Below are 21,467 nucleotides of genomic sequence, written 5' to 3'. Positions count from 1 at the left end.
CCCCCACTAGGATCGACGGGCCGCCCATGCAACCCCTCGACAGCCGCCCCACCCAACTTCTCGTTATCGACCACGACGGGCCGTCGAGCGCGGCGCTCTGCGACACGCTGGCCTCGCTCGGGTACGACCTGGCGCAGGCGACGGGCATGGAGGCTGCATCGGCCCGCCTGGCCGGCTGGCATGCGGACATCGTGCTTCTTCATGTCGACCAGGTGCCCACCCAGGCGCTGGCTCCGATGATCTGCCGGCTGAGGCAAGCCTCGGGGCCGTCGTGGATGCCGGTGCTGGTGCTGGCGTGGCACGCCGATGAGCAGGCGGTGGCGCAGGCTCTGCACAGCGGTGCGGACGACGTGCTGCTGCTGCCCATCGGGCCCGTCTTGCTCGATGCCAGGCTGACGCGCTGGGCGCAGACGCTGCATCGGCAACTGTCGATGGCGCGTCTGGTGCAGCGGCAGCGCGACATCCAGGACAACATTCTGGATTCGGTCCTGACCCTCGACGAGGACGGCCGCGCCGTCGAAGCCAACCTGGCCGCGTGCCAGACCTTCGGTGGCGGCACGCCCGACGCGCTGGCGACGCGTGACATCGCCGCCATGGCCGCCTGTGCGCGCGCCGCGCTGCTCGCCGGCGGACGGATGTCGCTGCGGCGCGGCGACGGCAAGCACTTTCAGGCCGAGGTGTCGGTCAGCCAGTGGATGGAAGGGCAGGGCACCCGCACGACGCTGGTGGTGCGCGACCTGACCGAACAACTGCGCATCGATCGCATGCGCGACGAATTCGTCGCCACCGTCAGCCACGAGTTGCGCACGCCCCTGACCTCGGTGCTGGGCGCCATCGGTTTGCTGACCTCGGGGGCGGCCGGCGCTTTGCCCACGCAGGCGATTCCCCTGGCTGCGGCGGTGCAGCGCAACGGCGTGCGCCTGAGCAAGCTGATCGACGACATCCTCGACCTGACCAAGCTCGAAGGCGACCGGATGGCCCTGCGGCTCAAGGTGCAGCCGCTGGCCCGTGTCATCCAGGAGGCCATCAGCGCCAACCAGGGCTATGCCAGTGGCCTGGGCGTCTACCTGCGTGCCGAAATGGCAGACCCGGACCTGGCCGAGGCGCAGGTCACGGTCGATGCCGACCGCCTGCAGCAGGTGTTCGGCAACCTGCTGTCCAACGCGATCAAGCATTCGCCCCGCGGCGCCACGGTGGTGGTGCGGCTGAGCGCGCGCGCGGGCGGCCTGTGCGTCAGCGTGTCCGACAGCGGCCCGGGCGTGGGGGCGGACTTTCGCGAGCGGCTGTTCGAGAAGTTCTCGCAGGAAGACAGCAGCGACCGCCGCTCCCAGGGCGGCACCGGCCTGGGCCTCTACATTGCCCGCCTGCTGGTCGAGCAGATGGCCGGCCGGATTTCGGCCGACACGCCGGAATCCCAGGGCGCGACCTTCAGCGTGTGGCTGCCCCGCGTCCCGTCGCCGACGCAGGTCGTCCCCGAAGAACAGGAGAGGGAAAGCCATGTCCGATAGGCTGCGCCGCGTCATGTGCGTCGAGGATGACGCCGACATCCGGATGATTCTGGAGTTCAGCCTCGGCACGGTCGGCGGCTACGAGGTCTGCATGTGCGCCAGCGGCCACGAGGCGGTCTTCGCTGCGCAGGTCTTCAAGCCGGACCTCATCCTGCTCGACGTGATGATGCCCGGGCTGAGCGGCCCCGAGACGCTGAGCGCCCTGCGCGAGCTGCCGGCCCTGGCCGGTGTGCCGAGCGTGTTTCTCACTGCCAAGGCCATGCCGGACCAGCTCGAAGAACTGATGCAGCACGGCGCGACCGGGGTCATCGTCAAGCCCTTCGACCCGATGCGCTTGCCCCGCGACATCGTCATCTACTGGGAACATGGACGTGCGCCCCACACCGGTTGACCCCATGCCTCCGGGCACCGAGCAGGCCTTCTTTCGCGTGCAGGCGCGCTTCGTCGACGGCTTGCCCGACCGCTGGGCCGCCATTCAGGCGGCGCAGGACGACCCGCAGCGCCAGGCCCTGCTGCATCGCTTGAGGGGCGCCGCCGGGAGCTTCGGCTTTGTCGCCCTGAGCGCCGCCGCGCACCGGGGCGAAGAGGCCGCATCGCGTGCCGATGCCGTGGCGCTGGGCAGCGCGCTGCACGCCATCTCGACAGAAATCGACGGGCTGATGCGGGACCCCGAAACCTCCCACCCGTCCGCTACCCCTGGGAACACGCCCTCATGAGAATCCATTCGACCGTCGCAGGCGGCAGCACACTGGTCATCCAGCTGCGGGAAGAGAGCCTCGATGCCAGCAACGTGCAGGTCTTCAAGGACGCGGTGCAGGCTGTGTTGGCGCAGCACTCGCGCGTCGTGTTCGATCTGGAGGGCGTCCGGTTCATCGACAGTTCGGGCATCGGGGCGCTGCTGTCGTGCATGCGCCAGATGCGCCAGCGACAGGGCGACGTGCGGCTGTGCCGCTTGTCGGGGACGGTGATCGCGCTGTTCGAGCTGATGCGGCTCGACCGCGTGTTCACCTTGTGCGCGACGTGCGAGGAAGCCACCGGCGTCGAACCGCCCCGGAGTGCGTCGCCGCCATGACGCCCGCGCGCGTGTCCGCCGGTGCCGGACGACAGCGGTGCGCTGGCGAGACCGCTGTGTTTCGATGAGCGCGGCGAAGGATCAGGCCGACCGGGCGGCGGGTGCCCCGGTGCGGCGGTTTCGAGCGATCTGCGTCCTGCTCGGTGCCACGGTGCTCGCCGTTGGAACGGGAGAAATCCTGATCGACTGGCACGCATCCGAGGACGAATCCGTCGAATCGCAGGCCATGTATGCGCGCGTGGCCGAAGGGCAACTCGCCGCCACGCTGGACCTGGTCGAAGGCGACCTGCGAAGGACGCGAGACGCGGTCGAGCCGTGGCTGGCCAACGTCGATCCGGTGCGCAGCGATCGCCTGCTGGTGGATGCGGTGCAAGGGCGGCCCGTGCTCCGGAGCCTGTCGTTGCTGGACGGCGAGGGTCGGGTGCTGGCGAGTTCGAACCCGCAGAACGTCGATGCGGTCGTGGCACTCGCCACGCTCGGTGGCATCGCACCGAGTTCTGAAGGTCGCGTCGGTCGACCTTTCGCGGCGCGCGATCTCCGGCAGCTCGCCGACGGCGGCGTACAACCTGCCGGCGACGCGGGGCTGCCGCTGGTCATGACGACCTGGGGGCAAGCGCGCGAGCCCCTGCTGCTGGTGGCGGTGCTCGACCCGGGCCGGCTGGCGTCGGAGCAACGCCTTCTCCTGGGAGACGCTGCCCGCCGCTCGGCCGTCGTCTCGACCGACGGACAGCTGGTGTCGGCCGGGAGCGGGGTGTCGCTGACCGTCGGGAGCAGGCCGGCGGAGCTGACCGCATTGCGTCGTGCAGCCACAGGCGGCATGCAAGGCACCTACATCGACAAGGGCTTCGACGGAGCGACCGCCGTGGGCGCCTACCGCCGGCTCCGTGCCTGGCCACTGCTCGTGGTCGTCGAGCATCCGTACGCCGAAGTCTGGGAGGCCTTGGCGATGCAGATCTGGTGGGCCGTCGCAGGCGCTTTCGCTTCGCTGGCGTGCATCGCGATGGGGTACCTGCTGGTGCTCAGGGGCCACGCCAGCGAACGGGCTTCGCAGAGGAAGGTCACGGCGCTGCTGGAGGAGGCGGCTGCCAACGAGCAGCGCTGGCAGTTCGCGGTGGAAGGCGCGGGTGACGGCGTGTGGGACTGGAACCTCGTCACCAACGACTTCCACCATTCCGCCCGGGCCTCGTCGATGCTGGGCTACGCCGAGGGCGAGGTGGGCGACCGGCAGGAGGACTGGGCGGCGTTGATCCATCCGCAGGACGTCGGGCGCGTGCGCGCGGCGCGGATCGCGCACCTGCAGGGCGAGACGCCGCTCGTGCACGAGGAGATGCGGGTGCGCTGCAAGAACGGCAGCTGGAAGCACATCCTCACGCGTGGCATGGTCACGCAGCGCGACACGGAAGGCCGGCCCGTGCGGATGACGGGAACCCTGACCGATGTGACCAAGCAGCGCGCCGCCGAAGCCGCCCTGGCGATGAGCCAGGCCAGGCGCAATGCGGTGCTGCAGAGTTCACTGGACGCCATCGTCACGATCGACGAAGGCGCGTTGGTCGTGGATTTCAACGCCGCGGCCGAGACCATGTTCTCGCGGCGGCGCGCGGAGGTCCTGCTGCAGCCCCTGCACGATCTGCTGCTGCCGCGGGAACAGCGCGCGCCGTTCCTGCGCGCTCTGCGGCGCTTCAAGCGCACGGCGGAGTCCCCCTTGCTGAACCGCCGGCTGGAGGCCGCTGCCGTGCGTGCCGACGGATCGGTCTTTCCGATCGAGTTCAGCATGGTGGCGGTCAAGGCCGGCGACCGGCAGTGGTTCACGGCCACGATGCACGACATCTCCGAGCGGAAGCGGGTGGAACGTGCGCTCAGGGACAGCGAGGCGCGCGCGCTGAACATCTTCGAGCAGGCCGCCGTGGGCGTGATCCAGCAGGCGGCCGACCGGCGGTTTCTGCGGGTCAACCAGACCCTGTGCCGCATGCTGGACTACACAAGCGATGAGTTCATGCGGATGACGCCGGACGACCTGATCCATCCCGACGACGTGGCGCAGGGGGTCGAAGGCGTGGCCCGGTTCGCGCGCGGGGAGATCCACAGCTTCGCGCAAGAGAAGCGGATCCGTCGCAAGGACGGCAGCTACCTCTGGGTGCGCCTGACCGCCTCCATCGGGCACGACGCCCCCGGCGAGCCCTTCTATGTGATCGGGATCGTGGAGGACATCCATTCCCAGAAGATGGTGCAGCAGGAACTGGATGCCGCGCGCCGACGCGAGGCGCAGTTCGCCGTCCGGGTGCAGCAGGAATTGCTGGTGACGCCTGCGCGGTCGGCGCTGCCCGGTGTGTGGCTGAGCAACTACACGCGCCCCTCCGACGGCGTCGATGGCGACTTCTTCGAGTTGCTGCAGCCAGGTCTCCACTGCATCGACCTCATCGTCGGCGACGTGATGGGCAAAGGGATCAATGCGGCCTTGATGGGTGCGGCGGTCAAGATGCAGCTGGCGCGCTCGCTGATCCAGCTCATGACAACGGACGACGGGGGCCTGGGCGTGACGCCGCAGCCGGCGCAGATCCTGACGGCGGTACACAACGCGATGACACCGCATCTGCAGGCGCTCGATGCGTTTGTGACGCTGTGCTACGTGCGCATCGACCGACGCGCCGGTACCTTGACCTGGGCGGGATGCGGCCACGAGGCGCCGGTGCTGGCCGCCGCCGATGGCGCGTCGATCACGCTGCACAACCAGCAGCCGCCGCTGGGCGTGCTCGACGACGCCTGCTTCCAGCAGGACACGCTGCCCGCAGGGCCGGGCGACTGGCTGCTCATGCATTCGGACGGCGTGTCGGATGCGATCGACGCGCATGGCGCGCGCGTCGGTTCGGCGCGTGTGCGGCAGGCCTTTCTTCAGCTCGCACAGGCGCATGTCGCGCCGGGCGCGGTGCTCCACCGTCTGCGCCACGAGATGCTGGCCGGCGTCACGCTCACCGACGACACGACGCTGCTGGTGGCACGGATCAGTGCCTACGAAGACTGCGCCCGGGTCGACCTGCCTTGTGACACCGCCTCGTTGCCGGCGCTGCGCCAGCTCGTGGAAACGGAGGCCCGCGCGGCGTCGCTGGGCGAGATCGACCGGGGCCTTTTCGCGGTGGCGGTCACCGAGGTGTTCACCAACATCGTCCGGCACGCCACCGGGCTGCTCGACGGTGCGTCGATCGAGGTGTTCGCGCACCGCGGGAACGGCCGGCTGACGATCGAACTGGTCCATGTGGGCGACCCGTTCAGCCCCCCGAGAGAGCTGCCGCCGACGCACTTCGAGACCTTCCCCGACGGCGGCTTCGGCCTGGCAATCATCCGCAAGGCCGCCGACGAGGTGGCGTACGACCACCACGCCGGCGTCAATACCACGCGCCTCACCGTGGCCATCGATCGCCCCACGCGGCACGGGTGAGGGATTCCGATCATTGGTTCGTTGACAAATGTTTCACTACACTGAAACACATGCACATTGCCCTGGTCGAAGACGACGAAGCGCAACGTGAGTTGCTCGAACTCTGGCTCATTGGCGAAAGTCGGCACACCGTCGCGTCGTTCGCCACGGGGTCTGCCCTGCGCGCCGGGCTGGCCGCCGAGCGATTCGACATCCTGATCCTCGACTGGTTCTTGCCGGACACCACCGGCGCGGAGGTGCTGGTGTGGGTGCGACAGCATCTGGGTGGCGCGCTTCCCGTCATCGTCGTCACGGCGAGAGAGGACGAGGCGACCGTGGTCGCCGCGCTGGCGGCCGGCGCCGACGACTATGTCGTCAAGCCGCCGAAGCCGCTGGAACTGCTCGCGCGCATCGAGGCCGTCGTCCGGCGCACGCAGCCGTCGGGCTCGCTCGTCCTGCGCATGGGCGTCTACGAGATCGACCTCGTCCAGCACCGGCTGTTCGTCGACAACGTGCCGGTGGCACTGACGCAGAAGGAGTTCGACCTGGCGGTGTATGTCTTCCAGAATCCCGCGAAGCTGTTCACGCGCGATCACCTGCTCAACAGGATCTGGGGGCTGCACGCCGACATCGACACCCGCACGGTCGACACGCACGTCAGCCGGTTGCGCAAGAAGCTCAGGCTCGACGGGTCGACTGGCTGGAAGCTGGCCTCGGTCCACGGCGTCGGATATCGCTTCGACCGGGCGGACGACGTCGTCGAGACCGGATGAGGGCGGTGCGATCCGGCGTGTCGTCTAGGCTTTGAGCAGGCGTCGAGGCTGCGCGAGCAGCGCAGGAAACGACGGTTTCGGCAGACACTCGAAACCCGGCTTGGCGAACAGGTAGCCCTGGAACAGGCACAGCCCTTCGTCTTCGAGCCAGCGTAGCTGCTCCATCGACTCGATGCCTTCGGCGATCACGTCGATGCGCAGTTCGCGGCACAGCCCGATGATGGCCCGCACGATCGACTGGCGTGGGCCCTTCATGTCGATGCGACGCACCAGTGCGATGTCGACCTTGATCTGGTCGGGCTGAAACTCCGCCAGAAGGTTGAGCCCGGAGTGGCCGGCGCCGAAGTCGTCGATCGCCACCCGCATGCCCTCGTGCCGGTAGACGTCGATCAGCTCCGCGAAGCGGCGGTGGTCCTGGATCGCCTCGCTCTCGGTCACTTCGATGACGATGCGGTCCGGGGAGATGCCGCAGCGGCGCGCCGCTGCCAGCGTGCTGTCGAGGATGCGCGGCGAAGCGAAGGCGCTCTGCGGCATGAAGTTGAGATTGAGGTCGCAGCCGATGCCCAGCGCGGCGGCCCGCTCGATGGCCGCGATGCGCCCGTCGGCGTCGAAGCGATAGAGCGCCGCAGGCGGCACCGCACCGAGCACCTCGAAGGCAGATTCGCCCGCAGCGCCGCGGATGAGCGCCTCGTACGAAACGACCTCCCGCGCGAAGGTGTCCACGATCGGCTGGTAGGCATAGCTCAGGCCGCACGGCGACACCCAGGCTGTCGATGCGTCCGACGCCGCGAGCGAGGCATCGGCAGTCCCGTCGCCGACCTTCTGGTTGCCCAGGACGGCACGCCCCGCGATGCTCCGGCGCCAGCGCCCGTCCGCAAACGCGGCGAGCAGCAGGCGCGCCCGCTGTGCCGTCAGCTGCACGAACGTGGCGCCGCCGGCGAAGAACTCGGTCAGGCCCTCGATGGCGCAGAGCTCGGTGCGCGTCATCTCCGTGAAGGCCATCGACCATTCGCCGAAGGTGCGGGTATCCCGCAGTTCGCTCAGCAGGCAAACGACGTCTTCATGCCGCGGATCGGCACGGATCTTGTGGAAGAGTGCATTGACAGCCTGCGGGGTTCCTTCCAGCACCTGGAAGAAGTGCTGCGTGTCATAGAGAAGAAAGCCTGTCAGCCCGCGCCGCTGGTTCGCGGCCGATGCGCGCTGCAGCAGGTCCTGCAACGCCGGCGGGTCCAGGCGGTGTGTCGCTTTGCTGGCGTAGGCGATATGGAGAAGGGGTGGCATGGGATCGATGCGATGGTTCGATGCAATGCGTCGGAAGTCGCTTCGCTGCCTGTCTATCGGCAAGACGCCGCGCAACTTGAAGCCTGCGCGCCACGGACGGTGTGGAGAAATTCACGGTGACGCAGAGGTGCGGGCGAGTTTGCATTTCGGTCACAAGTCAGTGGGCGTGCCGGCGTTCAATCGCACCCACAACGACCACTCCCTCATCGCTCGATCACCCCCACGGCTTGGCAGAAGAACATCATGAAAACATTTGTCTTCGGTATCGCGCAACGGCTCTACGCGTTCTCGTTCCTTCTGATCGCCACCATGGTCGTTCTGGCGGTCATGGCATGGACCCAGCTGTCGAAAGTGGAGGCCATTGCAGAGAACACGGGCGAGGTCCGTGTGCAGCAACTGCAACGCATTGCCAGCACGGAGCTGAGCATGTCGCAGATGGGCTTCTGGCTGCGGGAAGCGATGCTGGCGCGCAACAAGCCCGACAGGGATGCGGCGCTTGCACGCCTGGAAGCGTTGAAGAAGGTCGTCGACGCCAACGACGCGGCGTTCATGAACGCCACGCCGCCGGCTGCGCGCGCCGCCTTCGGCATCTGGGGTGCGTTGGAGGCCGAGTACTGGCCGTTGCAAGAGAACCTGGTCAAGCTCGTCCGCGCGGAGGAGATGGCAGAGGCGCGGGCGTACCAGGTGGAGAAGACAATTCCGACGCTGGCTCGCCTGGTGAAGTGGTTGGGCGAGGAGCGCACGCGGCAGGAGGAAATGCTGACAGCGGAGCTGGCGGATGTCGTGGGCGCAGCCGCCAAGACGCGCACCGAGTTGCTGTTGCTTTCGGGGCTCATCGCCGTTGGTCTGATGGCCTTTGCCTTCTACCTGTCGATGCTGCTGCGCCGCCGTGTGGCGGCTTCCCTGGCGGTGGCTGATCGGGTGCGTGCCGGCAAACTGTCCACCGAGGTGGTGGACCTGGCGTGCGACGAGTTCAGCCCGCTGCTCGCGGCGATGAGCGCCATGCAGGCGTCCCTCAAGGGCGTGGTCACCACGGTGCGCGAGAACGCACGCACCGTGGCGACGGCTTCCGGTGAAATTTCCGCCGGCAACCAGGACTTGTCGTCGCGCACCGAGCAGCAGGCGAGTTCGCTCGAACAGACGGCCGCCTCGATGGAAGAGCTCACCTCCACCGTCAAGCAGAACGCCGACAACGCCCGCCAGGCGAATCAGCTGGCCGTGTCGGCGTCGGAAGTCGCGGTGCGGGGCGGCAGCGTGGTGAGCCAGGTGGTCGACACCATGAGCGCGATCAACACGTCGAGCAAGAAGATCGTCGACATCATCGCAGTCATCGACGGCATCGCCTTCCAGACCAACATCCTGGCGCTGAATGCCGCGGTCGAAGCCGCGCGCGCCGGCGAACAGGGCCGCGGCTTCGCCGTCGTGGCCTCGGAAGTGCGCAGCCTGGCCCAGCGCTCGGCGGCCGCGGCCAAGGAGATCAAGACCCTCATCGACGACTCGGTCAGCAAGGTCGGCGCGGGCAGCGAACAGGTCAGCGAAGCGGGCCGGACGATGGACGAGATCGTCGGCAGCGTGCGCCGCGTGACCGACATCATGGGCGAGATCACAGCCGCGAGCCACGAGCAGACTCAGGGCATCGAGCAGATCAATCAGGCCATCACGCAGATGGACCAGGTGACGCAGCAGAACGCCGCGCTGGTCGAGCAGGCCGCCGCGGCCTCGGGTGCCCTGCAGGAGCAGGCGCAGGGCCTGGTCGAGGCCGTCAGCGTCTTCGATCTGGGGACCGACGAGGGTGCGACCGCCATCGCATCGACACCGGGGCGCCGGGCCCCGGCCGCGAGCACGTCCAGAAGAATCGCGCCGAAGTCGCTGGCAACGGCGCCCCGCGCACACCGACTACCCACGCCTGCCGCGAAGCCGTCGAAGAACGAATCGGCGGAATGGGCAGAGTTTTGACCGGCAACACAAGATGATCACGCTTTCGAATCACACGATGACCATGGGCCCCGCGTTCTCTCGGTGGGAAGACCTCACGGAAGAGTACCGGCAAGGACTGGACGCGCTGCGCCGCGGCGACACCAGCGGGTCGAAACACATGATGCGGCTGGCGCGCGAGATCCAGGCGCTCAGTGTGCGCTGCGGCGATGCGCCGTATGGTGCCGAAGCGACGACAACCGACTGGTCCGCTTCGGAGATGGAAGCCCTGGCGTCGCCATCCGCGCGGCCCAGCATGGGTCAACGCTTCGCACGCATCTTCTCGACGATGCAGGCATGAGCGATCTGGCCTACCTTCTCACGGCGCAGAGGCTGGTGAAGCGGGACAAAACGTCGGCGATGTCCCGGCTCGGTATTCGTCCGGAGATGGCCGAATTGCTGGAGCGGCTGTCGCCACACCAGTTGAGCCGTGTGGCCGCGTCGCAATGGCCGGTGGATGTGTCATCGGTCGGCATTCGCGCCTGCGAAGGTCAAGGCTCACCGCAACGCATGGCTACAATTCGCGGCTGAAGCCAGATGTTTCCTAGTCAGGAGGTCCAGCGAGACAACCCTCTTGACTTAAGGCAAACGCATGACTTCGTTCATCGCCCTGGCCCTGGCCAGCCGCGACCGGGGTGCCGCTCGCGCACCATCCGCCCCGTCCCCCCGATTCCCCCGACACCGGACCAGCCTGGTGGCCCTCGCCATCCAGGCCTTGCTGTGGCAATCGGCGCCGGCCCTTTCGCAAAGCGCAGCGCAGCGGCCCACCGCCGCCAGCCCCGAAGACAGCCGGCAGACGCTCGATGAAGTGAAGGTGACCGCGGACGCGCTACGCCAAGACGCCGGCACGCGCACCGTCATCACACAGGAGGACATCGAGAAGACTGGTGCCACCGGCATGGGCGACCTGATGCGCTACCAGCCGCTGGTGGAAGCGCCCGGTACGGTCACCGGCAGCACGCGCGGGGCGAGCCGCTATGACCGCAGCGGCACCACCGGCTACAACATCCGCGGCATCGAAGGCAACCGCATCGGGCTGGACGTCGACGGCATCGAGATGCCCGACGCCATCAGCCGCGCGCCGCTGACCAACCGCGCGCAGGACGGCACCTTCGGCATGGGCCGCGACTTCATCGACCCGGACATCTACTCGGCCGTCGACATCCAATCGGGCACGACCAACTCGCATCGCACGGCGGGCGGCATCGGCGGCGCGGTGAGCTTCCGCAGCAAGTCGCCGGAAGACTACGTGAACGCGAACAAGCCGCTCTACTTCGGCGGCAAGCTGGGCTACAACGAGGCCAGCAGCGCCTGGACCAAAGCCGCGACGGCGGCAGGCCTCTCGGGCGACTACGCCGGCATCCTCAGCTACGTGCGCCGCGACGGCCATGAGACGAAGAACAACAGCGACATCGTCGACAGCTACCCCGAGGACTGGCACTCGGACGCGCTGCTGCTCAAGGGCAGCGTGCGCGTGAATGCGCAGCACAAGCTCGAGATCGGCGCCGACCTCTACCGCAAGCAGAACGACAGCCGCTTCGAAGCCTGGAACAGCGCCGCCACCGCCGTGACCGGCACGTCCACGCAGAACGCCAAGACCGAGCGCGACACCTTCCACCTGGCCCACATCTGGACGCCCGGTGCCGGTGGCCTGGTGGACCGGCTCGACACCCGCGTCTACCTGCAGGACACGGACATGGACGACGTGACCGACACGTTGACCTTCGCCACGCGCACCACGCGGAGCAGCACGGCGCGCGACATCTCGCAGAACACCACGCGCCAGATGGGCTTCTCAAGCGTCGGCGAGAAGCGCGTGGACAAGCATCTGCTGAAGTTCGGCGTGAACTACGCGCAGACCCAAAACGAGCACCCGTTCTCCTCGACGGCGGATGCGTCGACGCAGCAGCCTTTCCCCGACACGACCACCGACCGGACCGGCCTGTTCCTGGAGGACACCATCGACTTCCAGGTCGGCGGCCGTCGCCTGGCCGTGGTGCCGGGGCTGCGGGTGGACCGCGTCAAGCCCAGCATCCGCCATGCGGACAGCTTCGGCAACAGCCGCATCACCGCCGCGCAGCTGGAGACGATGTACGGCAGCACGTCGGGCACCACCATCGCGAGCCCGAGCCTGGCCGTGCTCTACGACATCCAGCCGACGCTGACCGCCTATGCGCAATGGAAGCGCAGCGGCCGCGCGCCCTCGAACAGCGAAGTCTTCGGCTACTGGAACGGCGGCGGCGGCACGTACGCCCTGGTCGGCAACAAGGACCTCAAGAAAGAAACGAGCGATGCCTTCGACATGGGGCTCAAGGGCTCGCCCACACCGGGCGTGGTGATCAACGGCTCGGTGTTCACCACGCGCTACAAGGACTTCATTTCCTACACCCGGTTCACGCGCGCCAACAACCCGGCGCTGTTCACCCACATCCAGCCGAACCTGAACATCCTGTACCAAGCCAGCAATCGCGACGAGGCGACCATCTACGGCACCGAGCTGAGCGCACGGCTCGAGCACGGCACCTGGTCGCCGGCGGCCAAGGGCCTCTACAGCACCTGGGCGCTGGGCTACAGCAAGGGAAATTCAAAGTCCAACTTCGCCGGCGACAAGAAGGTGGACCTGGACTCCGTCCAGCCGGCCAAGGCCATCATCGGCGTGGGCTACGACGCACCGCAGAAGGCCTGGGGCCTGAACCTCACCGGCGTCTTCGTGAAGGGCAAGCAGGCCGTCGCGACCAACCGGCAGGCCTTCAGCAACGACCCCGGCGCCACGCTCACCGCTTCGACGACAGAACAGTTCCGTGTGCCCGGCTTCGCTCGCTTCGATCTCTCGGCCTACTGGCGCCTGACCAAGAACATGCGCCTGGCCGGCGGCATCTACAACCTGAGCGACAAGCGGTACTGGGCCTACAGCAATGCCCGCAGCCTGCAGCCGGCATCGGCCCAGGACCGTCGCCAGATCGAACTCTCCACGGCGCCAGGGCGGACCTTCGCGGTCAGCCTGAACGTCGACTTCTGACACCCACCGATCCACCCACCCAAGGACCATCACCATGAAGCTTCTTCACACGACCCTTCTCGCCGCAGCGGCCACCGTGCTGCTGTCGGCCTGTGCCGGCAACGCGCCGACCACGCCAGCCGCAGCCGCGGGCCAGCCCGCGCGACCGGCCGGCGGCCACGGCCTGGACCCCTTCCTCGGCAGCTACGACACCAACCGCGACGGCGTTGTCACGCGCGCCGAGTTCGACGCCATCCGCGTGCAGCGCTTCCGCGCTGGCGACAAGAACGGCGACGGCATGCTGAGCGAAGACGAGTACGTCGCCGAGTTCGAGGGGCGCCTCAAGCGCCAGTACTTCGACGACGGACGCCAGCCCGACAAGGCCTACGAGAACAGCATCAAGCAGGCGCACGTGCGCTTCGGCATCGTCAACCGCGCGCGCGACGGCAGGTTCACGGCGGCCGAAGACGCGGCCATCGCGGACAAGACCTTCAAGGGCCTGGACACCAACAACGACGGCTGCGTGTCCAAGGCGGACCCGCAACGCCCGCCCCAGGCGCGCGGCAATGACAGCTAGGACCGGGCCCTGGCTGGGCGCGGTGGCGCTGGCCTGGGCGACCGGGCCCGCGGCAGCGGCGTCGCTCACGTTGCAGCTCACCTTGCCCGAGGTCGCCGCGGCGTCGTACTACCGCCCCTACCTGGCGGCCTGGGTCGAAAAGGCCGACGACAGCAAGACGGCGGTGGGCACGCTGGCCGTCTGGTACGACACGCGCCTGCGCGACAACCAGGGCCGCGGCTGGCTGCGCAACCTGCGCACCTGGTGGCGCGCCGGCGGCGAGCAGTTGGCGTTGCCGGTCGATGGCGTCACCGGCGCCACGCGGCCGGTCGGCACGCATTCGCTGCATTTCGCCGATGCGACGGGCGCCCTGGCGAGGCTGCCTGCGGGGCGTTACCAGCTCGCCGTGGAGGTGGCGCGGGAGCGGGGCGGCCGCGAACTGCTGCGCGTGCCCTTCGAATGGGGCGGCGCAGCCAATGCGGCGCAAGCCCAAGGCGAGAAGGAACTGGGTCAGGTGACGGTGAACGTCGAGCCTTGAGGGGCCGGCGGTCAGCCGACCCAGGCCTGCACCTCGATCTCCACCCGCGCACCCTGGTAAAGCTTCGCCTCGACCGTCGAACGCGAGGGCAGGGCGCCTGCGAAGTGGTTGGCGTATTCCTCGTTGAACGCGCCGAACTCATCGAGGTCGGCCAGCCAGACGGTGGCACGCACCACGTCGCCCATCGTGGCGCCGCACTCACTCAGCACCTGTGCGATGCGCTCGAGCACGAACTTCGTCTGGGCCTGGATGCCGCCGTCGATGATGCGGGCCTGCGCGTCCATGGCGAGCACCCCCGACAGGAAGAGGAAGCCGCCGGCACGCACCGCCTTCGAGAAGGGCACGGGCAGCGGGGTGGGGAACCGTTCGATGGGTCCGGGCGCCGCGCTCATGCGATCTCCTTGTCCTGGCGGGTGATGACCTGCCCGGCGCGCGCACCGCTGTGCGCGCCGTGCTGCCACGTGACAGTGCCGTTGACAATCACCGCGTCGATGCCTTCGGCGGGCAACGTCGGGGTCTTGTAGTTGGCGGCGTCGCGCACCGTGGCGGCGTCGAAGATCGTGATGTCGGCGTGGTGGCCGACCTTCAGCGTGCCGCGCTGATGCAGGCCGAAGTTGCGCGCGGTGAGGCCGGTCATCTTCCACACCGCGGTCTCCAGCGGGAACAGTCCGATGTCGCGGCTGTAGTGGCCGAGCACGCGCGGGAAGGTGCCCCACAGGCGTGGGTGCGGCTTGTCGCCCAGCGGAATGCCGTCGGAGCCGATCATGGTTTCGTCGAAGGCGAGCACGCGCTGCACGTCGTCCTCGTCCATCATGAAATAGATCGCGCTGCCCGGCTGCAGACGGCGCGCGGCCTCGTCGTTGGGAACGCCCCACTCCTTGGCGATGTCGGCCAGGTCGCGGCCTGCGCATTCGGGGTGCGGCTCGCTGCTGGCGATGAGCACGCGGCCGTCGAGCATGCCGCGGTCGGTACGGATCATGGTGGAGCCCGCGGTGTACGGGTAGCAGTCGAGGCCGATGCACTGGTGCTTCATCGCGTCCTGGATGAAGGGCAGCGTCACCTTCGTCCTGCCGAAGTTCTGCGTGTTCTGGACCTTGTGGTGCGACACCACCACCGGGATGTCGAGCGCGCGGCCGATGTGAAAGGTTTCTTCCAGCGCCTCCATTACCTTGTCGCCCTCGTCGCGCATGTGCGTCACGTACAGCGCCTTGCGCGCGGCGAGCGGGCGGCTCACCTCGATGATCTCCTCGGTCGTGGCCTTCACGGCAGGCGGGTAGAAGGTGCCGGTCGACAGGCCGATCGCGCCGGCCTGCATCGCTTCTTCGACCAGCGCCTGCATCGCGGCGATCTCCTCGGCGCTCGCGACGCGGTCGAGGTTGTGGTCGCCCATGGTCACGGCGCGCAGGGTCGAGTGGCCGACCATCGCGGCGACGTTGACCGACGAGGGCGTGGCGCGCAGCGCGTCGAGATAGGCCTTGAAGGTGGTGAAGCGCCCTTCGGCGGGCGAATCGATCAGGCTCAGCGGCATGGGCAGGTCCATGTCCGCGCGCAACGGAGCGGCGCTGATGCCGCAGTTGCCGGCCACGACCGTGGTCACGCCCTGCGACACCTTGAAGGGCATGGCCGCTTGCGAGAGCACGGCCTGGTCGTCGTGCGTGTGCGAGTCGATGAAGCCGGGCGCGACGATGCGTCCGGTGGCGTCGAGCACGGTGTGGGCCGTGTGGCCGGCCAGATCGCCGATGGCAGCGATGCGGCCCGCGACCACGCCGACGTCGGCGCCGAAGCGCGGCGCCTTGGTGCCGTCGATGACGGTGCCGCCGCGGATCAGCAGGTCGTAGTGAGGGGTCTCGGACATGGGTTCGTTCCTCGGAGCGTGAGGTCAGCGGAAATGGCAGGCCACCTGGTGGCCTGCGGCGGATTCGGACGGCCGCGCGGTGAGCGCCGGCGCCTCGGTCTTGCAAATCGCCTGCGCCAGCGGACAGCGCGTGTGGAAGCGGCAGCCGCTCGGCGGGTTGGCGGGGCTGGGCGGATCGCCCTGCAGCAGCATCCGTTTGGCCGGTGTGCGCGGGTTGGGCACGGGCACGGCCGACAGCAGGATTTCGGTGTACGGGTGGCGCGGCGCCGAGAACAGCGTGTCCCGGTCGGCCACCTCGACGATGTGGCCCAGGTACATCACGGCCACGCGGTGGCTGATGTGGCGCACCACCGCCAGGTCGTGCGCGACAAAGAGGTAGGCGATGCCGAATTCGGCCTGCAGGTCCATCAGCAGGTTCACCACCTGCGCCTGCACCGACACGTCGAGGGCCGACACCGGCTCGTCGCAGACGATCAGCTTCGGGTTGAGCGCGAGTGCGCGCGCGATGCCCAGGCGCTGGCGCTGCCCGCCGGAGAACTCGTGCGGGTACTTCTTCGCTGCTTCGGGCCGCAGGCCCACCTTGCCGAAGAGCCATTGCACGCGCTCGTGCCGTTCGGCCGCCGAGCGCATACCGAAGTTCTTCAGCGGCTCGGCCACGATCTCGCCGGCCAGCTGTCGCGGGCTCAACGACGCGTACGGGTCCTGGAAGATGATCTGCACGTCGCGGCGGCGCAGCCGCATCTGCTCGGGGCTGAGCGCGGTGAGCTCCTCGCCGTCGAGCTGCACCGAACCCGAGGTCGGCTCGATCAGCCGCATCACCGACTTGGCCGTGGTCGTCTTGCCGCAGCCCGACTCGCCGACCAAGGACAGCGTCTCTCCGCGCGCCACCGAGAAGGACACGCCGTCCACCGCCTGGATCGGCGGCTTGCGTGGTGCGAGCCAGCGCCTGGGTGCGATGTAGTGCTTCTTGAGGTCGACGACCTTCAGCAGCGTCTGTGCCGTCATGCCGCCACCTCGTTCGTGCTGTCGATGCGGCCTTCTTCGACCGCGAAGCACGCGACCACATGGTGTTCACCCTGCGCCGTGAGCTGCGGGATCTCGCCGCGGCAGCGCGTGTCGGCATATGCACAGCGCGCCGCAAAAGCGCAGCCCCGTCGCGGTTCCTGCGGCGAGGGCACCAGCCCAGGAATCTCGGCGAGGCGCTTGGTGTGCGTGTTCATCGACGGCATCGAGGCCATCAGCGCCCGGGTGTAGGGGTGCAGCGGCCGGTCGAACAGCTCGATCACGTCGGCCTCCTCGACCTTGCGTCCGGCGTACATCACGACCACGCGGTCGCAACTTTCGGCCACCACGCCGAGGTCGTGCGTGATCATCACCACGCCCATGCCCAGCTCCTTCTGCAGGCGGCGGATCAGCTCGAGGATCTGCGCCTGGATGGTCACGTCGAGCGCGGTGGTCGGTTCGTCGGCGATCAGCACTTCCGGGTTGCAGGCCAGCGCCAGCGCAATCATCACGCGCTGCCGCATGCCGCCCGACAACTGGTGCGGGTACTCGTTGACGCGGCGCTCCGGCTCGGGGATCTGCACCACGCGCAGCATCTCGACGGCGCGCTTCAACGCGTCGGCGCGGTTCAGCTTCTGGTGCACCTGCACCGTCTCGGCGATCTGCCGGCCGACGGTGAGCACCGGGTTCAACGAGGTCATCGGCTCCTGGAAGATCATCGAGATGCGGTTGCCACGGATCTGCCGCATCTCGCGCTCGCTGAGCTGCAGCAGGTCGGTGCCACGCAGCCGCACGGCACCGCGGATGCGTGCGGGCGGCGTGGGCAGCAGCCGCAGGATCGACAACGCCGTCACGCTCTTGCCGCAGCCGGATTCGCCGACCACGCCCAGCGTCTGGCCGGCGCGCACGGTGTAACTCACGCCGTCGACCGAACGGGCCGGGCCGGTGAGCGTGTCGAAGTGGGTGCGCAGGTCGTCGATCTCGAGCAGCGGTTCGCCGACGGCGAGGGCAACGCGGGACATCGTGGTTGTCGTTGTCATCGTGGGCGTCCCGCTGTCAAAGTTGCCTTGCCAGGCGGGGGTCGAGCGCATCGCGCAAGCCGTCGCCCAGCAGGTTGATCGCCAGCACCGTGGCCGCCAGCAGGATGCCGGGGTACAGGATGATGTGGAAGGCCACGGCCACGAAGTTGCGGCCCTCGGCCATCATGTTGCCCCAGCTCGGCGTCTGCGCCGGCACGCCCACGCCGAGGAAGGACAGCGCCGCTTCGGTCAACACCGCGGCGGCCGCGACGAAGGTGGCCTGCACGATCAGCGGCGCCACCATGTTGGGCAGCACGTGGCGCGCCAGGATGGTCGGCAGCCGCGTGCCGACCGCGTGAGCCGCCTCCACGTAGAGCTGCTCGCGCAGCGTGAGCGCCAGCGAGCGCACCAGCCGCACCACGCGCGGGATCTCCGGGACGGTGATGGCGACGATCACGGTGGTCAGGCTGGCCTGCGTGACGGCCATCAGCGCGATGGCGAGCAGGATGCCGGGGATGGCCATCAGGCCGTCCATCACCCGCATGACGAAGCCGTCGGTCCATCGCACGAAGCCGGCCAGCAGGCCCAGCAGCACGCCGAGCACGGTGGCCAGCGCGCCGACCGCGAGGCCGACCACCATCGACACGCGACCGCCCCACACCGCGCGGCTGAACACGTCGCGACCCAGCGCGTCGGTGCCGAACCAGTGCTCGGCCGACGCGGGCTGCATCCGTGCCAGCACGTCCATGTCCTCAGGGTCGTGCGTGGCGATCCAGGGCGCGGCGAGCGACAGCGCAGCGATGGCGATCAGCAGCAGCGCGCCGACGATCAGCGTCGGGTGCTTGCGCGCCCACCGGAAGCGCGGGAGCACGAAGGGGACGTCGTCCGGCGGGCTGCTCGTCATGGCGATCGTGGGAGGGGTGGACATGTCAGTACTGAATCCGGGGGTCGAAAAACTTGTAGCTGAGGTCGATCAGCAGGTTGATCAGCACGTACACGCCGGCCGAGATGAGCAGCACGCTCTGGATCACGGGGTAGTCGTGGCGCTGCACCGAATCGATCACCAGCCGGCCGACGCCGGGAATGGCGAACACCGTCTCGGTGACCACCACGCCGCCGATCAGCAGCGCGATGCCCACGCCGATGGTGGTGGCGATCGGGATCGCCGCGTTGCGCAGCGCATGGCCCAGCACCGGCAGCACCCCCAAGCCCTTGGCGCGCGCGGTACGGATGTAGTCCTCGTGCAGCACCTCGAGCACGGTGGCGCGCGTCATGCGCGTCACGAGAGCGGTGTAGACCAACGCGAGGTTGACGCAGGGCAGCACCAGCCCGCGCAACCACGCACTCGGGCCGTCGGCGAAGCGCGAGTAGCCCTGCACCGGAAACCACGGCAGCTGGATCGCGAACACGTAGACCAGCAGGTAGCCGACCAGGAACACCGGCAGCGAGAAGGCCAGCACGGCGAACAGCATCACCAGGCGGTCGACCCAGCTGCCCGCGCGGTAGGCGGCCAGCGTGCCCAGCGGTACCGCGACCAGCAGTGTGAGCAGCATGGTCAGCGCGGCGATGGACACGGTCGGTTCCAGCCGCTGCGCGAGCAGTTGCGACACCGGCACCTGCGTGAAGATCGAGGTGCCGAGGTCGCCGGTGGCCAGCCGCCCGAGCCACAGCATGAACTGCTGCCACAGCGGCTTGTCCAGGCCCAGCGCGACGCGCAGCTTGGCAATGTCTTCGCCGGTGGCGAGGTCGCCGGCGATCAGCGCGGCCGGGTCGCCCGGCGACAGGTGGATCAGCAGAAACACGACCACGGCCACCACCGCCATCACGGGGAGCGTTGCCGCCAGTCGTCGGAGGAAATAGCCCATGGTGTGGTGTGCTTAGCCTGCGTGCTGCGGTTCGGCTTACTTGTCGAGCATCCAGACCGTGGGCATGCCGGCCCACAGCTTGTCCAGGCCCTTGATGTTGGCGCGAGCCGCGTAAGCAGCCGAATACTGGCCGGCGTTCACGTAGGGCACGGCCTCGTAGGCGCGGGTCTGGAAGGCGTCGAGCAACTCCTTGCGCTTGGTGGTGTTGGTTTCCTTGATCCATGCGGTGCGCAGCTCGTCGAGCGGCTTGTCGCACGGCCAGCCCGGCAGGCTGTTGCCGCAGGCGGCGCTCAGGTAGGCGTTGGTGATGGGCGAATTGACGTCGAACTCGCCGGCTACAGTCACGTACATGTTCCAGCCGCCGGCCTCGGGTGCGTCCTTCTTGGCGCGGCGTGCGCCGATGGAGGCCCAGTCGGAGTTTTGCAGGTCGACGTTCATGCCGATGCTGCGCATGGTCTGCGCGGCCACGAGCGCTTCGGCGTTGAGGTAGGTCACGTCGGTCGGCACCAGCAGCACCACCTTTTCGCCCTTGTAGCCCGACTCGGCCAAGAGTGCCTTGGCCTTGGCGATGTCGGGCTTGCGGTAGGGCTCGGCACCGGCGGCGGTGTCGTTCGGGCCGCCGCAGATGAAGTAGGTGGCGCAGTAGGTCGTGCGCATGTCGAGCGGGTAGCCCATGCCGGCGGTGAACTTCTCCTGGTTGGTCGCCATCAGCAGCGCCTGGCGCGCCTTCGCATTGTTGAAGGGCGGGAACAGGTGGTTGAGCACCAGGAAGCCCTGGTACGCACCGCCCGAACCGACCTTGATGTTGGCGTCGGCGCGCAGCGGCGTGATGTAGTCGGGCGGCAGCTGCTCGATGATGTCGACCTCGCCGCGCTTGAGGGCGGCGATGGCGCTGTTGGAATCGGGCAGGTAGAGCCACTCGACACGATCGAAGTTGCTCTTCTTGCTGCCGGAAAGGCCGTTCGGGGGTTCGCTGCGCGCCACGTAGTTGGGGTTGCGCGTGAACACGACCTTGTTGCCCGGCACCCATTCGTCCCGCTTGAAGACGAAGGGGCCGGAGCCGAGCACCTCCGTCATGGGCGAGGTGGCGGGCAGCTTGGCGAGCCGCTCCGGCAGCACCACCGGCGGGAAGCCCGAAGGCTTGGCCAGCGCATCGAGCACCATGCCGAAGGGTTCGTTGAGCGTCAGCGTGAAGTTGCGGTCGTCCACGGCCTTCCAGGAGGCGCCGGCGTTGCCCATGGCGCGGCCCAGGCTGTCACGTGCGCCCCAGCGCTGCAGCGAGGCCACGGCGTCGGCCGAGGTCACCGGGGCGCCGTCGGAGAACTTGAGGCCCGGGCGCAGCGTGAAGCTCCATTGCTTGCCGTCCTTCGAGGTCGTGTACTTCTCGACCATCTGCGGCTGCGGCTTGCCGGTCGAGTCCTGAGCGAACAAGGTGTCGTACACCATGTAGCCGAAATTGCGCGAGATGTAGGCCGTGGTGAAAGTCGGGTCGAGGATCTTCAGGTCGGCGTGGGCCACGACCTTCAGCGTCTTGGTCTGCGCCAGCACGGGGAGGCTGGCGCTCGCGATGGCGAGGGTGCCCAGGGCGAGGGCGGCGAGCATGCGTCGTTTCAT

General features: G+C 68.3%; 20 protein-coding genes. 12 read left to right on the top strand and 8 right to left on the bottom strand.

The annotated features are described in order from the left end of the window. The first annotated feature begins 26 nt into the window (after positions 1-26). The 6 genes from ACSFA0_RS13150 to ACSFA0_RS13125 all read left to right on the top strand — a co-directional run bounded on the left by ACSFA0_RS13150 (position 27) and on the right by ACSFA0_RS13125 (position 6,765). Positions 27-1,508: an ATP-binding response regulator gene (locus tag ACSFA0_RS13150; RefSeq protein ID WP_435450607.1), complete on the top strand. Its 1,482-nt coding sequence runs from the start codon at positions 27-29 to the stop codon at positions 1,506-1,508. Further along, complete coding sequence (locus tag ACSFA0_RS13145) at positions 1,498-1,899, top strand: response regulator (protein ID WP_435450606.1); 402 nt, start codon at positions 1,498-1,500, stop codon at positions 1,897-1,899. Before ACSFA0_RS13150 ends, ACSFA0_RS13145 begins: the two co-directional genes overlap by 11 nt. Positions 1,900-1,903: 4 nt before the next feature. Next, positions 1,904-2,224 carry an Hpt domain-containing protein gene (locus ACSFA0_RS13140; protein ID WP_435450605.1) on the top strand — a complete coding sequence of 107 codons (321 nt, stop codon included), beginning with the start codon at positions 1,904-1,906 and terminating at the stop codon, positions 2,222-2,224. Next, positions 2,221-2,580 carry an STAS domain-containing protein gene (locus tag ACSFA0_RS13135; protein WP_435450604.1) on the top strand — a complete coding sequence of 120 codons (360 nt, stop codon included), beginning with the start codon at positions 2,221-2,223 and terminating at the stop codon, positions 2,578-2,580. The genes ACSFA0_RS13140 and ACSFA0_RS13135 overlap by 4 nt, the downstream gene beginning before the upstream one ends. 64 nt (positions 2,581-2,644) lie before the next feature. Next, positions 2,645-6,013, top strand: coding sequence for a PAS domain S-box protein (locus ACSFA0_RS13130; protein WP_435450603.1), 3,369 nt, complete (start codon positions 2,645-2,647; stop codon positions 6,011-6,013). A gap of 50 nt (positions 6,014-6,063) precedes the next feature. Beyond that, positions 6,064-6,765 carry a response regulator transcription factor gene (locus ACSFA0_RS13125; protein ID WP_435450602.1) on the top strand — a complete coding sequence of 234 codons (702 nt, stop codon included), beginning with the start codon at positions 6,064-6,066 and terminating at the stop codon, positions 6,763-6,765. A gap of 24 nt (positions 6,766-6,789) precedes the next feature. On the opposite strand, the gene ACSFA0_RS13120 is transcribed toward ACSFA0_RS13125, so the two are convergent. After that, the gene (locus ACSFA0_RS13120; RefSeq protein ID WP_435450601.1) at positions 6,790-8,046 is read right to left on the bottom strand and encodes a diguanylate phosphodiesterase; all 1,257 of its coding nucleotides are present in this window, start codon (positions 8,044-8,046) and stop codon (positions 6,790-6,792) included. A 243-nt stretch (positions 8,047-8,289) separates the two neighbouring features. On the opposite strand from ACSFA0_RS13120, the gene ACSFA0_RS13115 reads away from it, so the two are divergent. The 6 genes from ACSFA0_RS13115 to ACSFA0_RS13090 all read left to right on the top strand — a co-directional run bounded on the left by ACSFA0_RS13115 (position 8,290) and on the right by ACSFA0_RS13090 (position 14,112). Continuing rightward, a complete protein-coding gene (locus tag ACSFA0_RS13115) occupies positions 8,290-10,002 on the top strand; it encodes a methyl-accepting chemotaxis protein (protein ID WP_435450600.1) in 1,713 nt (570 codons plus the stop codon). Positions 10,003-10,015: 13 nt separating this feature from the next. Further along, entirely contained in the window at positions 10,016-10,321 is a 306-nt protein-coding gene (locus ACSFA0_RS13110; RefSeq protein ID WP_435450599.1) for a hypothetical protein, read from the top strand. After that, entirely contained in the window at positions 10,318-10,551 is a 234-nt protein-coding gene (locus ACSFA0_RS13105) for a flagellar transcriptional regulator FlhD (RefSeq protein ID WP_435450598.1), read from the top strand. The genes ACSFA0_RS13110 and ACSFA0_RS13105 overlap by 4 nt, the downstream gene beginning before the upstream one ends. Positions 10,552-10,612: 61 nt before the next feature. Beyond that, positions 10,613-13,039 (top strand): TonB-dependent hemoglobin/transferrin/lactoferrin family receptor, encoded by a 2,427-nt coding sequence (locus tag ACSFA0_RS13100; RefSeq protein WP_435450597.1) that lies wholly within the window; start codon positions 10,613-10,615, stop codon positions 13,037-13,039. Between the two features lie 34 nt (positions 13,040-13,073). Next, a complete protein-coding gene (locus ACSFA0_RS13095) occupies positions 13,074-13,595 on the top strand; it encodes an EF-hand domain-containing protein (RefSeq protein WP_435450596.1) in 522 nt (173 codons plus the stop codon). Continuing rightward, on the top strand, positions 13,585-14,112 hold the full coding sequence (locus tag ACSFA0_RS13090; RefSeq protein WP_435450595.1) for a DUF2271 domain-containing protein: 528 nt from the start codon (positions 13,585-13,587) through the stop codon (positions 14,110-14,112). The genes ACSFA0_RS13095 and ACSFA0_RS13090 overlap by 11 nt, the downstream gene beginning before the upstream one ends. 11 nt (positions 14,113-14,123) lie before the next feature. Here the strand turns inward: ACSFA0_RS13090 and ACSFA0_RS13085 are convergent, their stop codons facing one another. Genes ACSFA0_RS13085 through ACSFA0_RS13055 form a run of 7 tightly spaced genes read right to left on the bottom strand, consistent with a single transcriptional unit; the run spans position 14,124 to position 21,467 of the window. After that, on the bottom strand, positions 14,124-14,504 hold the full coding sequence (locus tag ACSFA0_RS13085; protein ID WP_435450594.1) for a RidA family protein: 381 nt from the start codon (positions 14,502-14,504) through the stop codon (positions 14,124-14,126). After that, complete coding sequence (locus tag ACSFA0_RS13080) at positions 14,501-15,967, bottom strand: N-acyl-D-amino-acid deacylase family protein (RefSeq protein WP_435450593.1); 1,467 nt, start codon at positions 15,965-15,967, stop codon at positions 14,501-14,503. Before ACSFA0_RS13080 ends, ACSFA0_RS13085 begins: the two co-directional genes overlap by 4 nt. A 24-nt stretch (positions 15,968-15,991) precedes the next feature. Continuing rightward, positions 15,992-16,972, bottom strand: coding sequence for an ABC transporter ATP-binding protein (locus ACSFA0_RS13075; RefSeq protein ID WP_435450592.1), 981 nt, complete (start codon positions 16,970-16,972; stop codon positions 15,992-15,994). Further along, positions 16,969-17,991, bottom strand: a complete 1,023-nt coding sequence (locus tag ACSFA0_RS13070) for an ABC transporter ATP-binding protein (RefSeq protein WP_435450591.1) — start codon at positions 17,989-17,991, stop codon at positions 16,969-16,971. Before ACSFA0_RS13070 ends, ACSFA0_RS13075 begins: the two co-directional genes overlap by 4 nt. A 34-nt stretch (positions 17,992-18,025) precedes the next feature. Continuing rightward, positions 18,026-18,916, bottom strand: a complete 891-nt coding sequence (locus ACSFA0_RS13065) for an ABC transporter permease (protein ID WP_435450590.1) — start codon at positions 18,914-18,916, stop codon at positions 18,026-18,028. Between the two features lies 1 nt (position 18,917). Next, positions 18,918-19,853, bottom strand: a complete 936-nt coding sequence (locus ACSFA0_RS13060; RefSeq protein WP_435450589.1) for an ABC transporter permease — start codon at positions 19,851-19,853, stop codon at positions 18,918-18,920. Between the two features lie 36 nt (positions 19,854-19,889). Further along, the gene (locus ACSFA0_RS13055) at positions 19,890-21,467 is read right to left on the bottom strand and encodes an ABC transporter substrate-binding protein (RefSeq protein ID WP_435450588.1); all 1,578 of its coding nucleotides are present in this window, start codon (positions 21,465-21,467) and stop codon (positions 19,890-19,892) included.

Source organism: Variovorax restrictus (genome assembly GCF_051216715.1).
Classification (GTDB): domain Bacteria; phylum Pseudomonadota; class Gammaproteobacteria; order Burkholderiales; family Burkholderiaceae_C; genus Variovorax.
The sequence above is the reverse complement of the archived record's forward strand: the minus strand, read 5'-3'. Positions and strand labels throughout refer to the sequence as shown.

What these genes read in the sequence shown, in the direction of transcription:
- ACSFA0_RS13150 (WP_435450607.1), top strand. Translation starts at nt 27, where the DNA reads ATGCAACCCCTCGACAGCCGCCCCACCCAACTTCTCGTTATCGACCAC.
- ACSFA0_RS13145 (WP_435450606.1), top strand. Translation starts at nt 1,498, where the DNA reads ATGTCCGATAGGCTGCGCCGCGTCATGTGCGTCGAGGATGACGCCGAC.
- ACSFA0_RS13140 (WP_435450605.1), top strand. Translation starts at nt 1,904, where the DNA reads ATGCCTCCGGGCACCGAGCAGGCCTTCTTTCGCGTGCAGGCGCGCTTC.
- ACSFA0_RS13135 (WP_435450604.1), top strand. Translation starts at nt 2,221, where the DNA reads ATGAGAATCCATTCGACCGTCGCAGGCGGCAGCACACTGGTCATCCAG.
- ACSFA0_RS13130 (WP_435450603.1), top strand. Translation starts at nt 2,645, where the DNA reads ATGAGCGCGGCGAAGGATCAGGCCGACCGGGCGGCGGGTGCCCCGGTG.
- ACSFA0_RS13125 (WP_435450602.1), top strand. Translation starts at nt 6,064, where the DNA reads ATGCACATTGCCCTGGTCGAAGACGACGAAGCGCAACGTGAGTTGCTC.
- ACSFA0_RS13120 (WP_435450601.1), bottom strand. Translation starts at nt 8,046, where the DNA reads ATGCCACCCCTTCTCCATATCGCCTACGCCAGCAAAGCGACACACCGC.
- ACSFA0_RS13115 (WP_435450600.1), top strand. Translation starts at nt 8,290, where the DNA reads ATGAAAACATTTGTCTTCGGTATCGCGCAACGGCTCTACGCGTTCTCG.
- ACSFA0_RS13110 (WP_435450599.1), top strand. Translation starts at nt 10,016, where the DNA reads ATGATCACGCTTTCGAATCACACGATGACCATGGGCCCCGCGTTCTCT.
- ACSFA0_RS13105 (WP_435450598.1), top strand. Translation starts at nt 10,318, where the DNA reads ATGAGCGATCTGGCCTACCTTCTCACGGCGCAGAGGCTGGTGAAGCGG.
- ACSFA0_RS13100 (WP_435450597.1), top strand. Translation starts at nt 10,613, where the DNA reads ATGACTTCGTTCATCGCCCTGGCCCTGGCCAGCCGCGACCGGGGTGCC.
- ACSFA0_RS13095 (WP_435450596.1), top strand. Translation starts at nt 13,074, where the DNA reads ATGAAGCTTCTTCACACGACCCTTCTCGCCGCAGCGGCCACCGTGCTG.
- ACSFA0_RS13090 (WP_435450595.1), top strand. Translation starts at nt 13,585, where the DNA reads ATGACAGCTAGGACCGGGCCCTGGCTGGGCGCGGTGGCGCTGGCCTGG.
- ACSFA0_RS13085 (WP_435450594.1), bottom strand. Translation starts at nt 14,504, where the DNA reads ATGAGCGCGGCGCCCGGACCCATCGAACGGTTCCCCACCCCGCTGCCC.
- ACSFA0_RS13080 (WP_435450593.1), bottom strand. Translation starts at nt 15,967, where the DNA reads ATGTCCGAGACCCCTCACTACGACCTGCTGATCCGCGGCGGCACCGTC.
- ACSFA0_RS13075 (WP_435450592.1), bottom strand. Translation starts at nt 16,972, where the DNA reads ATGACGGCACAGACGCTGCTGAAGGTCGTCGACCTCAAGAAGCACTAC.
- ACSFA0_RS13070 (WP_435450591.1), bottom strand. Translation starts at nt 17,991, where the DNA reads ATGTCCCGCGTTGCCCTCGCCGTCGGCGAACCGCTGCTCGAGATCGAC.
- ACSFA0_RS13065 (WP_435450590.1), bottom strand. Translation starts at nt 18,916, where the DNA reads ATGTCCACCCCTCCCACGATCGCCATGACGAGCAGCCCGCCGGACGAC.
- ACSFA0_RS13060 (WP_435450589.1), bottom strand. Translation starts at nt 19,853, where the DNA reads ATGGGCTATTTCCTCCGACGACTGGCGGCAACGCTCCCCGTGATGGCG.
- ACSFA0_RS13055 (WP_435450588.1), bottom strand. Translation starts at nt 21,467, where the DNA reads ATGAAACGACGCATGCTCGCCGCCCTCGCCCTGGGCACCCTCGCCATC.